Below are 12,939 nucleotides of genomic sequence, written 5' to 3'. Positions count from 1 at the left end.
GTGAACTACGGCGCGGGCCACTCGGCCGTTGACCACGGTCTGCCTGGGAACTGAATGCGATCCCGTGTAACGGCCGGCTACCCCGCACCGTCGTCGGTGTTGCTGCCGGCGTCGTGACAGAACCTTGGGCGACGGCCGGGCGCCTGAAAAACCGCTCGCATTGAGTTGGTCTGGCCGAGGGCGGGCTGCGGCGATCGACGCGGGCGCGGGCGAGCACGGGCGAGCGAACACGGGCGAGCGAGCGAACACGGGCGGGCGAACGCGGGCAGGCGAGCACGGGCGGGCGAGCGCGGGCGAGCGAACACGGGCGAGCACGGGCGGGCGAGCGCGGGCAGGCGTACACGGGCGGGCTTGCGAACGGGCGGGCTTTACGCGTACAAAATGGCGGTTTATATGGCTATTGTCAGGTTTTTGATCTCGTAGGAAGCGATCTCGGGACGCAAAGTGACCGACGGCTCGCGGATCAGGCGCAAGTTGGGGAACGCGAACAGCTTGTGCAGGAAGATGTCCGATTCCTGCAGGGCTATGTAGGCGCCCGGACAGCGGTGGGCACCGTCCCCGAAGGAGAGGCCCGTCTCGGGTACGCCCTCGCCCAGTGCGCGGCCCGGGCAGACCGCCGTCGGGTCCGCACCGACCGCTGCGGGGTCCAGGTTGGTGGCGGCCACGCCGACGTCCACCTTCGCGCCCGCGGGAATCGTCACGTCGCCGACGGTGATGTCGGCGGTGGTGTGGCGCATCAGGTCGCCGACCACCGGTTCGAGCCGCAGGATCTCGTGGAGGACGGCGAGCCGGCCGGCTCTGTCGGCCTCGGTGTAGCGGGTCCGCAGCGCCGGGTCGGTGAGCAGGTGCCAGGCCGCCACGCTGATGAACTCCCTGGTGGTGACCATGCCCGCGGCGGCGAAGGTGATGCATTCGCCGAGGATCTCGGCGGCGCTGCAGCCTTCGTCGATCAGGTGGGAGATCAGGTCGTCGCGGCGTCGCCGGCGGCGGGCGGCGATGGCGGGGCGGACGTCGCGCCAGAAGAACGTGAGGAAGACCGCGTTGTTCAGCATCGTGGTGAGGCGGCCTGCGCCGGGGGCGGGGATGTCGAACATCCGGTCGAGGCGGCGGGCCATGCCGGGCGGGCTGTCGGTGAGGCCCACGACGTCGGCGGCCACCGCCACGGCCAGATGGAACGAGAGGGTGCTCAGGTCGGCGGCGCCGCGGCGGCGCAGGACGTCGATCTGTTCGTCGGCGTAGCGGTGCATCAGGTCCCGGTAGGACGCCTCCACCCGTTTCGGCGTGAAGTAGCGGGCGGTCTGCCGGCGGTGTTCGCGGTGTTCGGGGCCGTCGCGGTAGAGCACCGGCAGCCGGATGTACCTGGCGAGGCGGGTGGCGTTCTCGATGCCGAGGCCGGCCTGGCGGGTGTCGGCGTGCCGGAGGAACTGCCGGGCGGTCGCGTGGTCCTGGATGTGCCACACGCCGTCGGCTCCGGCGTGGGCGGGGCAGCCGGGTACGCGCGGCCCGCGGTCCACTTTGCGACTGCTGTCGACGGAGGTCATCCGTCGATTGTGGAGACGGGAACGGCCCCCGATCAAGCGATCGGGGGCCGTCCGGAGAAACCGGATCAGAAGATCGAGACGCCGTACACGCTGAGCGCCTCCACGACCGGCTGGAAGTAGGTGACGCCGCCGGAGGTGCAGTTGCCGCTGCCGCCCGAGGTCAGGCCGTGCGCGACGGTGCCGCGGTAGAGCGGGCCGCCGCTGTCGCCGGGCTCGGCGCAGACGGTGGTGCGGATCAGGCCGGAGACCGAACCCTGGGAGTAGTTCACCGTGCTGTTGAGCGCGGTGACCGTGCCGGAGCGGGTGCCGGTGGTCGAGCCGCGACGGGTGACGGCCGCGCCGACCGACGGGGTGGCGGCGGAGGTGAAGCCGCCGGTCTTGGTGATGCTGGTGTTGGTGTAGCGGACGATCCCGTAGTCGTTGGTCGGGAAGCTGCTGCCCGCGGTGGTGCCGAGGGTCGCCGAGCCGTTCGTCCAGGTGGTGCCGGCGTTGGTGCAGTGGCCGGCGGTCAGGAAGTAGTACGTGCTGCCACTGCGCACGTTGAAGCCGAGGGAGCAACGGCTGCCGCCGGTGTAGATGGCGTCGCCGGCGGCGATGTTCGGGCTCAGGGTGCCGGGGATGCTCTCGATCCGGGCGTTGTCGCCGAGCTTGGCGACGATGGCCTCGACCGCGGCGAGTTTGGCGCCGGTGACGCTCTCGTCGACGCTGACCACGACCTGGTTGCTGACCGGGTCGACGGCGAACGCCGTGCCGGGGGTCTTCAGCGAGGTCTTGAGGCTGCTGTCCGCGGCGGCCAGGGTCGCGCCGGTGCGGGCCACGTACCGCGGGGTCGCCCCGGCGGCCTTGACCTCGGCGGCGGTGGCGGCGTCGGTGACGTTGACGACGACCTTGCCGGCGCCGTCGATGTAGGAGCCGGCGTCACGCGTTCCGAACTGCGTGTCGAGGGAGCTGGCGAGGGTGGAGGCGTCGAGTGCCGGGGCCTTGGGGGCGGCCGAGACCGGCGACGCGGCGAGGGCGCCGCCGACGAGCATGCCGACTGCCAGGCCGACGATCGGTCGGCGAAGCTTCGGGTTGAGCACGGTTCCTCCCAGGGGGATCGGGTAGGCGGGGACACCGGTCCGGCATCCACGTGCTCGCAAGTATTCAAAGCGCTCGATCTCGGCGCAAGGGTTGACGTTGATCTATGGATGAAGATCAGGAGGGCGCTGAGCTGCACGAATGGCAGCGTCATACTTTCTGGCCTATAACCCTTTCGGGATGAATACCGGATGAACGAGATTTGTCCCGTGCTATGCCCACGGCATACCACGGGACCTCGTACACCCCGCGATCACCGGTCGACGACCGCAATCGGCGCGTCGTCGGCCAGGCGGTAGCCGAGCCCGTAGACCGTGGTGATCAGCTCCGGGTCGTCGAGCTTGGTCCGCAGTCGACTGACGTGCACGTCGACCGTGCGGTTGGTGGTGTGCCGGTGACCCCAGACGTGGGTCAGCAGCTGGGTACGACTGAACACCTGACGTGGGTGGCGGGCCAGGAAGAGCAGCAGGTCGTACTCGAGGCGGCTGAGTTCGAGCAGGCGGCCGCCGCGGAACGCGGTCCGGGCCCGCGGGTCCAGCCGGATCTCGGAGCCGGCCGGCGACACGGCCACCTCGCCCACCTCCACGGCCGCCGTGGCGCCGGCCGCGTCGACCAGCTCCCGCAGCGCGGCGAGCACCCGCTCCCGGCCGCCGGCGCCGCCCGCGATGCTGATCGTCACGGTGACCGGGGCCTCACTCTCCGGCGTGGAGTCCGGCGGGTCCGGCACCGGGCGCAACAGGACCGGCCGGGGATAGGTGGCGTGCGGGTGTGCGACGGCGAGAGCGGACATGACAACCCCTCAGGACGGTGGAGGACGGCACGCCGCATTGCATACGGCGCACAGCAAGGATACATTTCCTATCTGTTAGATAGGTATATCGGTTCCAGTGGCGGGTGTCATACCGGAAGACATCGGCAATCTCCCATCAGTTCACTAGGATATGAGCCAGCGTTGACCAGCACCTGACCCAGGACAGATGGTCGAAGAAAGCAACCCTTGGGGGGACCTCGTGACCGTCAGCTCACTCGTGGACGCCGATCTCTTCCGATCCCTGCTGCGCCGCCACGCCGCCGCCGTCGTCGTCGTGACCGCACCCGGCGAGCCGCCGGCCGGGTTCACCGCCACCTCGTTCACCTCGGTTTCGCTGGACCCGCCACTGGTGTCGTTCTGCCTGGCGCACACCGCCTCGGCCTGGCCCGCCGTCTCCGGTGCCGACGTCGTCGCCGTGCACGTGCTCACCGAGGAGCAGGAGCACGTCGCGAGGACCTTCTCCACCCGCGACATCGACCGCTTCGCCGCCCACGGGGACTGGGAGACCGGTCCGGAGGGCGTGCCGCTGATCAACGGGGTGCTCGCCCGGCTGGTCTGCCGGGTGGTCCGCCGGGTCGAGGCCGGCGATCACACGATCGTGCTGGCCGCGCCGGAGACCGGATCGGTGCACGACGACCTGGCCACGCCGCTGGTTTACCACGACGGGACCTACACGCATCTGCGCCGGGCCGCATAGGCCCGGACCCATGGAGAGGCATCGTTGACATGACGGGAATCGTGGTGGTGTCCGGCAACCCGCGCGCCGGGTCACGGACATCGGCGCTGGCCGTGGCGGTGGGCGAGGCCATCGCCGGCCGGCTCGGCTCGCCGAGGCCCGAGGTGGTCGAGGCCGGCGACCTCGGACCGGGCCTGCTGGTCGCCGACGACGCGGCGACCGGGGCTGCGGTCGGCGCCCTGACCAGTGCGCACCTGCTGGTCATCGCCACCCCCACCTACAAGGGCAGCTACACCGGCGTGCTCAAGGTGCTTCTGGACCGGCTGCCGGCGAACGCCCTCGCCGGAAAACTCGCGGTGCCGGTGGTGACCGCCGGGGCCGCCGCCCAGGCGACCGCCGCGGAGGCGCTGCTCCGCCAGCTGCTGATCGAACTCGGCGCCATCGCCGTCCGCCCCGGCCTGCCGGTCGTCGAGGCCGACCTCGCCGAGACACCCGCCATCGCCGCGAAGTACGCCGCGGCCCTCGACTGGTGACCTAGGTCGGCCGTTGGGCCAGCAGTGCCAGCCGGACCCGGTTGGCACTGCCGGTCTTCGCCATCAGCGCGGTGATGTGGGTCTTCACCGTCGTCACCCCGATGTGCATCCGCGCGGCGATCTCGGTGTTGCTCAGGCCCTCGCCGACCAGGTCGAGCACCTGCGACTCGCGGGCGGTCAGGCCCTCGGCCCGGCGCTGCGGCACCGGCCTCGCGTCCACCGCCCGCCGGACCAGCCGGCGCAGCACGTCACCGCTGAACGGGCTGTCCCCGGCCGCCGCCTGCCGGATCCCGCCGAGCAGCTCCTCCGGCGGCGCGTCCTTGAGCAGGAAACCGCACGCCCCGGCCTGCAACGCCGGGTACAGATGGTCGTCGTCGCCGAACGTGGTCAGCACCAGCACCCGGGCGGACGGCCGTGCGGCGAGGATCCGGCTGGTCGCGGTGATGCCGTCCACCCCCGGCATGCGCAGGTCCATCACGATCACGTCGGGGGTCAGCCGGGCGGCCAGCTCGACCGCGGCACGGCCGTCGCCGGCCTCGCCGACCACCTGCATGCCGGGCTCCGCGTCACAGAGCATCCGCAGACCGGCCCGGATCAGCTGCTGATCGTCGACGAGCAGCACCCGGATCATGTGATCTCCCCCGGCAGCACCGTCGCCACCCGCCAGCCGCCACCGGTCGTGGGCCCGGCCTCGAGCACCCCGCCCAGCACCTCGATCCGTTCCCGCATCCCGGTCAACCCGTGTCCGCCTTCGATCGCATGAGTGGGCCCATTCTGTCCGCCGTCGTCGACCACCTCCCAGTCGAGATCGCCGCCGCCGGCGAGGGAGACCCGCAGCCGGGCCGTCGCCGACTCCCCGGCGTGCTTGGCCACGTTGGTCAGCGCCTCCTGGGTCAGGCGCAACACGGCCAGACCACGGACCGCGTCCAGCCCGGCGATCGCCGGATCGATCTCCGCCTCCACGATCACCCCGCCCCGCCGGGCCGTCTCCACCGCCCCGTCCAGGGTCGCGGGCAGCGCGGACGGGTCGATCGCGGTCATCGCGGCGTCACCGCGGACACCGTCCGGATCGCGCAGCACCGCGACCAGCCGGCGCAGGTCGGCCAGCGCCGCGGTGCCGGTCCGGTGCACGTCGTCGAAGACCTCCCCGGCACGCGGATCGACGTCCGGCAACACGTGCCGGGCCACCCCGACCCGCAGCACCATCGACGCCACGTGGTGCGCGACCACGTCGTGCAGCTCGCGGGCGATCGCGCCGCGCTCGTCGGCGCGGGCCGCACGCTGCTCCGACTCCACCCGGCGGGCCGCCTGCACACCCAGTTCGCGGTTCGTGCGGACGACCGTGCCGATCAGCACCGGCAGACCGAGATTGATCCCCAGTCCGGCCGCCGACGCGGTGATCGCGTCGAACGTGGACGGCAGCACCGCGACGAGATATCCGACGGCGATCACCCCGCAGGCCGTCGCCACCCGCCGGACGCTGCGCACCGCGGTGAACTCGGCAAGCGCCCAGGCGGTGCCCACCTGACTGATCGTCGGATCGTCCAGCACCCGCAACGACACCGTGAACAGCACGATCTGCATCGTCAGGTTGGCCGTCGGCCGGCGATGCCAGAGCAGACCGGCGGCGAACGCCCCGACCGCGAGGGCCCACTGCAGGCCCCCGGGAGTGGTGTGCCCCTCCTGCCGCCCGACCAGCAGCAGGTAGACCACGCCGCTCGCGTTCAGCAGCAGCACCCGGGTCAGCGTGGACCGCACGTCGAGGAGGCGAACCAGCCGGGCCATGACGATCAGCCTAGGTCTCGGCGCCACCAGGGGCGTACCCCGAGGTAGACGGCCAGGCCCAGCGGCCCGAGCATGATGGTCAGCAGCAGGATCGGCGCCATCACCGAGGCGGGGATCCTGCGCTCCCGGCTGTCCAGCCACGACCAGCGGCCGACGAACAGGTCGAAGCCCACCATGTGCGCCCAGCCCGCCGCCGCCCCGGACGGGGATCCGAGCAGCTCCCGCACCCCGTCCAGCGTCGGGCTCGCCACCGCGGGCAGCACCTCGGCCAGTTCGGGCAGCACCAGCAGCCCGTAGACCACCAGGATCGGCAGCACGATCAGCGGCGACCCCACGATCCGGGCGGTCCACGACCAGCGCGGCAGCAGGATCATCAGCGCCCAGAACGGCGCGGCCAGCGCGAAGGTCAGAGTGAACAGCAGTGGTGTCATCGCCGTACCCCCGTCTTGATGACGATCGCCGACGCCGCGACGGTCGCCACGGCCAGAGCCGCGAACGCGGCCAGGGTCAGTCCATCAGGTCGCAGCAGCGGTTGCGCGCGAAGTGCCTGCCAGAGCAACAGCATCACGAGTACGCCGTAAGCACCGCCCCCCACCATCACCAGCCGGACGCGTACCGCCTCGCCGAACCGGGTCCAGCGGCCGAGGGCGTACGCCAGCAGCGGCACCGCCTGCAGCGCGTGCAACCCGACGAAGTGGCTGATCCGCAGATCCCCGCCGAGCGTGCTCCACCCGGTCACCGGCATGTGCGGCCCGCCGTCCGGCACCCCGACCGAGTGCGCGCCGGCGCCGGAGTTCCCGCCGGTCATCACGAAACCCAGAGCCATGCCGCCCAGGGCGATCAGCATGCCGAGGCGGATCGCGTACGCGGCCGGCCGGTCCGGGATCCGCTGGATCAGCGCCACCACGCCGATCGCCAGGTGCGCGAAGAACAACACCATGATCGAGGTACCCATCACCGCCCACAGGGTGGCGTCCAACGGGGTGGCCACGTTGTAGTGCGAGGTCGTACCGCGGATCACCTGGGTCACGATGACGGTGAGCTCGACGACCGCGACGCCGACGATCACGATCGCGGCCACCTCGCCGGTGCGGCTCCGGCGCGGGAGGATCGCCAGCAGCCAGGCCAGGGTCCAGGCGTACACGATGAACGACACCGCGAACTTGAAGGGCTTGAGCCAGATCGGGACGCCGGTCAGCACCCGGGCGTCGGCGAAGATCGCGATGCCGGCCACCACGGTCAGCACCACCGACGCCACGGTGAGAGCCATCAGGGGCCGGTTCCATCGCAGGTCGGGTCGAGGTGGAGCATCGACGGTCGTCATACCTGGAGCCTGCCGTCGCGGCGGCCCGGAATCGCCCGACCCGGGGCCGCACCACCGGCCCTTCGGACGACCTCGTCTCCTCCTCTGGTAGGAGACCGCGATACTGACCCGGTGCACCCCGAATCCCCCGGCATCACCGACTTCCCGGCCGACGACTCCGGCCGCCGCAGCAGCACCGCCCTCGGCCGGGCGGTGGTCGCCGACGCGCTACGGCACGTCGATCCGGCCGCCGCGTCCGCCGCCGAGAACGAGACCGACTGGCGGCGCGGCTACCTGCGCCATTTCCGGGCGCTCGTCGAGTCGGGACTGGCCGACGGCGGTGCGGCCGGCTTCGACATCGCCGAGGCGGGCCTCGCCTCCCTGCACGCCCGGATGCGGTACCGGCGGCCGGACGGCGAGTTCACCCTCCCGCAGGCCCTGATGGCGGCACCGGACCGGCCACTGGAGACGGTCCGGGTCGACGGCACCGGCACGCCGGAACGCGAACTCGTCCTGCCGTACCGGGGTGAGCAGCTCCGCGGCGACGCCCTGCTCCGGCAGCTGGACACCTGGGTGGCCGCCGGGGTGATCGAGGAGTCCTGCGCGACCGCGGTCGCCGAGGTCGCCGGCTCCCCGGACTGGCTCGACCTCAGCGATCAGACGCTGGTGGCGTTCGGGGCGGGCGCCGAGATGGGACCGGTCCGTTCCGTTCTCGGCTGGGGCGGCACGGTCGTCGCCGTCGACCTGCCCCGGCCCGACCTGTGGTCCCGGGTCGCCGAGACGGCCGCCGCCGGCGCCGGCCGGCTGATCGCCCCGACCAGCGGGGAGACGCCCGGGGTGGACCTGCTCAAGGATCTGCCGGCGGCGGCCCAGTGGCTGCAGGGTCTCGACGGCCGGCTCGTGCTGGGCAACTACGTGTACGCGCCGGGTGCCACGTACCCCCGGCTGGCCGCCGCCCTGGACGCCCTGACCGTCCACCTGCGGCACCACCGGCCGGACACCGCGCTGGCGTTCCTGGCCACCCCGACCGACGTGTTCGCGGTCCCCGCAGGCGCGGTGGCCGAGGCCCGGGCCCGGTTCGCGGGCCGGTCCCAGGCGGCGAAGCTGGGCACCCTGGTGTCGGCGGGCCGGCTGCTGGAACCCAACTACACGATCGACGGCGAGCCGGGCATCAACGACAGCCTGGTCCCGCAGCAGGGGCCGAACTACGCGCTGGCCAAGCGGATCCATCGCTGGCGGGCGACGCTGGCCCGCCGGGACGGCACGGTCAGTTTCGCGGTGGCGCCGCCGTCCCGGACCCGGTCGGTCGTCAACAACCGTCTGCTGGCCGCGGCGTACGCGGGCGCCCACGTCTTCGGCGTCGAGATCTTCGAGCCGGCGACGTCGAGCAAGCTGATGGCAGCGCTGCTGGTGCACCAGATCCGCAAGCCGCGGTCGGCCGCGCAGGCGCCCTGGACGGACGAGGCGATCGCGGCGGCGCACGGCGGTCTGTGGCGCATCGGCTATCACCTGCGGACGGCGTTGCCGCTGGCCGCCGTCCGCGGCCTGGTGGTCCCCGGGTCATGACGGTCGCGGGTCTGGTGCTGGCGGCCGGGGCGGGTCGGCGCTACGGGATGCCGAAGGCGCTGGTCCGGCACGGGGACCGGCTGTTCGTGCAGCACGCGGTGGACACGCTGCGGTCCGGTGGCTGCGACCGGATCGTCGTGGTGCTGGGCGCCGCCGCCGACGAGGTCGTCGCGGCGGCACCGGACCTGCCCGAGGTGGTCGTCAATCCGGACTGGGATTCCGGGATGGCGTCGTCGCTGCAAGCGGGGCTGGCCGCACTCGACGACGAGGATGCCGTGATCGTGCTGCTGGTCGACATGCCGGGCGTGACAGCAGCGGCCGTCGAGCGTCTGCGGGCGCATGCCGGTCCGGCGGCACTGGCCATGGGCGGCTACGGCGGTCGGCGGGGCCATCCGGTCCTGCTCGGACGCGACCACTGGGCCGGCGTCGCGGCGACGGCGACCGGCGATCGGGGCGCCCGGGACTATCTGCGGGCGCACCCGGTCACCGTCGTCCCGGTGGGCGACGTCGCCGACGACCACGACATCGACGTTCGGTGACCACAGAAATACTTGAAATCACGGACAACCTTTTGCCGCCCCGGATGCACTTCGCTTCTGAAGACACCGGGAACGACGAAAGGCTGCACACGTGTTCAAGAATCTGCGGAAGCGTTGGCGTACCGGCGTAGTGGCGCTCGCCGCACTCGGCCTGGGCCTCGGCGCGGCGGTGTACACGCAGGGCGCCTCGGCGGCGACCTGGCCGTCGGCCACCGGCACGACGAAGGTCACCGCCACCAAGGCGGTCTCCGGCACGCTCGACGGCGGCCTGAAGCGCTTCGTCGGCAGCGGCGCCCTCGGCACCGACTCGCAGGCCGAGGGCCAGAAGCCGCTGTTCGAGCTGGCCGACGGCGCCGTGCTGAAGAACGTGATCATCGGCTCGCCGGCCGCGGACGGGGTGCACTGCAAGGGCTCCTGCACGCTGCAGAACGTGTGGTGGGAGAACGTCGGCGAGGACGCGGCCACCTTCAAGGGCGGTTCGAGCGCCAAGTACACGGTGACCGGCGGCGGCGCGAAGTCGGCCGACGACAAGGTGTTCCAGCACAACGGCGGCGGCACGCTGACCGTCAGCAACTTCGAGGTCAGCGACTTCGGCAAGCTGTACCGCTCGTGCGGCAACTGCAAGACCCAGTACAAGCGCACGGTGGTGCTGAAGAACATCACGGCCACCGCCCCGGGCAAGGTGCTGGCCGGCATCAACACCAACTTCGGCGACACCGCCACCTTCTCCGGCATCACCATCGTCGGCGACAGCAAGAAGAAGATCTCGATCTGTGACCGCTTCACCGGCAACAACACCGGCAAGGAGCCGACCAAGACCGGCTCCGGCGCGGACGGCACGTTCTGCAAGTTCAGCAGCTCGAACATCACCTACAAATGACATCCTCTGCCCCTGAGAAGGGCAGACGGTCACTCTTCGGTGCACCGATTCATTTGCCGCCTGATGGCGACGGCCCAGGCCCACTCAGGTAGGCGGCGAGGTCCCGCAGGGACCCGATGCGGTGCCCCTCGGTCTCACGGGATCGGTCGAGGTGCACCGCCCGCAGGCCGGCCACCCGGGCCGGCAGCACGTCCAGATCGTGCCGGTCACCGACGCTCAGCACCTGGCCCGCCGGGATTCCCCAGCGGGCGCAGGCCAGCGCGAAGGTGGCCGGCTCCGGTTTGGCCACACCGAGGTCGTCGGGGGTCCAGACCGGGCCGATGCCGGTCATCCCCATCCGGGCCAGCTTCCCGTTCTGCTGTTCCGAACTGCCGTTCGTCAGCACCGCCACGGTCAGGCCGGCGTCCCGAGCAGCGGCGATCCCGTCGAAGGCGTCGTCAAACGCCCGGTATGAAACGGCATATGCGGATACGAACCCTGCGAAGATGGCGTCCAATTCCGACTCTTCATCATGGATGCCCAGAAAATCGCGCAACCGCCGGCGCCGCTGCTCCGCGAAGGTGATCTCCCGCGTCCGCCACGCCGCCAGGTGCTTCTCGGCCAGCGCGTCCCACACCTCGTGCACCTCGGCCGAGTAGGCGAGACCCAGCGACGGCAACCAGGCGGTCAACGCATCCCGTACCGAGGCGTCATGGTCGCCGAGAGTGCCGTCCAGGTCGAAGAGAACCCCACGCAAGATCACGCGGGAACGCTACGTGCCCGCAGCCGCCGCAGCATCCGGGCGTCGGTGAATCCCACCGCCCGGGCCGCCGACTCCACCGTCGACCCGTGCCCGATCAGGTGCTCGGCCCGTTCCACCCGCAGGGCCTGCTGGTAGCGCAACGGCGTGTTCCCGGTCGCCGCCGTGAACAGCCGGGTCAGCGTCCGCTCACTGACCCCCGCGCCGTCCGCCAGCGCGGCGAGACTCAGCGGCTCGGCGAATCCGGCGTCGATCCGGTCCTGCACCCGGTGCACGACGTCACTGAGGTGCGCCCGGTGCCGCAGCATCGTGCTCTCCTGCCGGTCGTCGCCGTTGCGCCGGGCGTACACCACCATCTCCCGGGCCACCCGTGCCGCCACCGCCGGGCCGTGCCGGGACGCCACCAGGTGCAGCGCCAGGTCGATGCCGCTGGCGATGCCGGCCGACGTGACGACCCGGCGGTCGGACACGTACAGCACGTCGCGGACCACGGTCGCCGACGGATAGCCGCGGGCGAGACGATCCTGCAGGTCGTGATGGGTGGTGCAGCGCCGGCCGTCGAGCAGCCCGGCCCGGCCGAGAGCGTCCGCCCCGGCACACACGCTGGCCACCGTTCCGCCCGCCGCGTGGTGCGCCGCGATCCGGTCCAGGACCGCCGCCCCGAACCAGCCGTATCCATCACGCCAGCCCGGGACCAGCACCAGGTCGTCGGCGGCGAGCTCGGGCCAGGTCAGCGCGGCGTGCAACGCGACGCCCTGCCAGGTCGGCACCGGGGTCGCCTCGGCGACGTAACAGAGCTCGTAGCCGGGCGCGGTGGAGAAGACCTGCGCCGGCCCGGCCAGGTCGAGCAGATGCACCTGCGGCGTCAACACGAAGAGCACCCGGCTCACAGAGTCTCACCCCACCACGGAAGCCGTCGTCCGGATCGTCGCGAAGCGGCCGGCCAGGGCATACTCCGTCCGGGCCACCACGTCCGCGGCGGCAAGCGTACGCGGATCCGCCAGCAGCTCGTCCACCGTCTGGTCGGCCGGCGCCTCCCAGTGCGGAATCGGGTTGGTCGCCGTCGCGTCGGTCACGAACGTGACGTCGTATCCCAGGTCGGACGCCACCCGGGAGGTCGTCTCCACGCACTGCTCGGTGCGCAGTCCGCAGGTGGTCACCGCACGCACCCCGGCGACGGTCAGCCGGTGCTGCAGGTCGGTGCCGGTGAAGGCGTTGTGCACGGTCTTGACCAGCACCGGTTCGCCGTCCGCGGGCGTCAGCTCGGCCATCACCCGGACGGATCCGCTCGCCGGGTCGAAGGTGTTGCCGCTGCCCGGCTCGGAGTGCAGCACCCAGATCACCGGTTCCCCGGCCGCCCGGAACCGGTCCACCAGCCGCCCGACGTTCCTGATCAGGTCGGGGTTGTTCGTCGTCGTCCAGAGCGGCCGGGCCCGGAACGATTCCTGCACGTCGATCACGATGAGCGCGTTGGTCATGTCCTCATCCA

At 71.6% G+C, this 12,939-nt stretch carries 15 protein-coding genes; 5 read left to right on the top strand and 10 right to left on the bottom strand.

The genetic code is table 11. From position 1 onward, the window contains the following. Positions 1–389: 389 nt before the first annotated feature. The 3 genes from QSK32_RS29945 to QSK32_RS29935 all read right to left on the bottom strand — a co-directional run bounded on the left by QSK32_RS29945 (position 390) and on the right by QSK32_RS29935 (position 3,408). A complete protein-coding gene (locus tag QSK32_RS29945; RefSeq protein ID WP_045744241.1) occupies positions 390–1,541 on the bottom strand; it encodes a cytochrome P450 in 1,152 nt (383 codons plus the stop codon). Between the two features lie 65 nt (positions 1,542–1,606). Next, complete coding sequence (locus QSK32_RS29940; protein WP_211275432.1) at positions 1,607–2,620, bottom strand: S1 family peptidase; 1,014 nt, start codon at positions 2,618–2,620, stop codon at positions 1,607–1,609. 251 nt (positions 2,621–2,871) lie between these two features. Continuing rightward, a complete protein-coding gene (locus QSK32_RS29935) occupies positions 2,872–3,408 on the bottom strand; it encodes a winged helix-turn-helix domain-containing protein (protein WP_052720761.1) in 537 nt (178 codons plus the stop codon). Between the two features lie 220 nt (positions 3,409–3,628). On the opposite strand from QSK32_RS29935, the gene QSK32_RS29930 reads away from it, so the two are divergent. Both QSK32_RS29930 and QSK32_RS29925 read left to right on the top strand, forming a co-directional pair. Beyond that, positions 3,629–4,126 carry a flavin reductase family protein gene (locus QSK32_RS29930; RefSeq protein WP_245674067.1) on the top strand — a complete coding sequence of 166 codons (498 nt, stop codon included), beginning with the start codon at positions 3,629–3,631 and terminating at the stop codon, positions 4,124–4,126. 29 nt (positions 4,127–4,155) lie between these two features. Further along, complete coding sequence (locus QSK32_RS29925) at positions 4,156–4,638, top strand: NADPH-dependent FMN reductase (protein ID WP_045744243.1); 483 nt, start codon at positions 4,156–4,158, stop codon at positions 4,636–4,638. A 1-nt stretch (position 4,639) separates the two neighbouring features. On the opposite strand, the gene QSK32_RS29920 is transcribed toward QSK32_RS29925, so the two are convergent. The 4 genes from QSK32_RS29920 to QSK32_RS29905 are packed head-to-tail and all read right to left on the bottom strand — an operon-like array spanning position 4,640 to position 7,693. Further along, the gene (locus tag QSK32_RS29920; protein WP_045744244.1) at positions 4,640–5,269 is read right to left on the bottom strand and encodes a response regulator transcription factor; all 630 of its coding nucleotides are present in this window, start codon (positions 5,267–5,269) and stop codon (positions 4,640–4,642) included. Next, a complete protein-coding gene (locus tag QSK32_RS29915) occupies positions 5,266–6,423 on the bottom strand; it encodes a sensor histidine kinase (RefSeq protein WP_285473808.1) in 1,158 nt (385 codons plus the stop codon). The genes QSK32_RS29920 and QSK32_RS29915 overlap by 4 nt, the downstream gene beginning before the upstream one ends. Before the next feature lie 5 nt (positions 6,424–6,428). Further along, complete coding sequence (locus QSK32_RS29910) at positions 6,429–6,854, bottom strand: ABA4-like family protein (RefSeq protein ID WP_045744246.1); 426 nt, start codon at positions 6,852–6,854, stop codon at positions 6,429–6,431. Continuing rightward, a complete protein-coding gene (locus QSK32_RS29905; protein WP_245674068.1) occupies positions 6,851–7,693 on the bottom strand; it encodes a hypothetical protein in 843 nt (280 codons plus the stop codon). Before QSK32_RS29905 ends, QSK32_RS29910 begins: the two co-directional genes overlap by 4 nt. 165 nt (positions 7,694–7,858) lie before the next feature. Between QSK32_RS29905 and QSK32_RS29900 the strand changes: the two genes are divergently transcribed. From QSK32_RS29900 to QSK32_RS29890, 3 genes are all read left to right on the top strand, one after another. Then, a complete protein-coding gene (locus tag QSK32_RS29900; protein ID WP_245674069.1) occupies positions 7,859–9,292 on the top strand; it encodes a hypothetical protein in 1,434 nt (477 codons plus the stop codon). After that, positions 9,289–9,831 carry a nucleotidyltransferase family protein gene (locus QSK32_RS29895; RefSeq protein WP_045744248.1) on the top strand — a complete coding sequence of 181 codons (543 nt, stop codon included), beginning with the start codon at positions 9,289–9,291 and terminating at the stop codon, positions 9,829–9,831. The genes QSK32_RS29900 and QSK32_RS29895 overlap by 4 nt, the downstream gene beginning before the upstream one ends. A gap of 91 nt (positions 9,832–9,922) precedes the next feature. Beyond that, positions 9,923–10,711 (top strand): pectate lyase, encoded by a 789-nt coding sequence (locus QSK32_RS29890; protein WP_285473807.1) that lies wholly within the window; start codon positions 9,923–9,925, stop codon positions 10,709–10,711. Positions 10,712–10,760: 49 nt separating this feature from the next. Here QSK32_RS29890 and QSK32_RS29885 read toward each other — a convergent pair whose 3' ends face one another. The 3 genes from QSK32_RS29885 to QSK32_RS29875 are packed head-to-tail and all read right to left on the bottom strand — an operon-like array spanning position 10,761 to position 12,928. Continuing rightward, positions 10,761–11,453, bottom strand: coding sequence for an HAD family hydrolase (locus tag QSK32_RS29885; RefSeq protein WP_285473806.1), 693 nt, complete (start codon positions 11,451–11,453; stop codon positions 10,761–10,763). Next, positions 11,450–12,340, bottom strand: a complete 891-nt coding sequence (locus QSK32_RS29880; protein WP_045744250.1) for a GlxA family transcriptional regulator — start codon at positions 12,338–12,340, stop codon at positions 11,450–11,452. Before QSK32_RS29880 ends, QSK32_RS29885 begins: the two co-directional genes overlap by 4 nt. Positions 12,341–12,346: 6 nt before the next feature. After that, positions 12,347–12,928 carry a cysteine hydrolase family protein gene (locus tag QSK32_RS29875; protein WP_045744300.1) on the bottom strand — a complete coding sequence of 194 codons (582 nt, stop codon included), beginning with the start codon at positions 12,926–12,928 and terminating at the stop codon, positions 12,347–12,349. Positions 12,929–12,939 lie beyond the last annotated feature (11 nt).

Source organism: Actinoplanes sp. NBRC 101535 (genome assembly GCF_030269225.1).
Taxonomy (GTDB): Bacteria; Actinomycetota; Actinomycetes; order Mycobacteriales; family Micromonosporaceae; genus Actinoplanes; species Actinoplanes rectilineatus.
The sequence above is the reverse complement of the archived record's forward strand: the minus strand, read 5'-3'. Positions and strand labels throughout refer to the sequence as shown.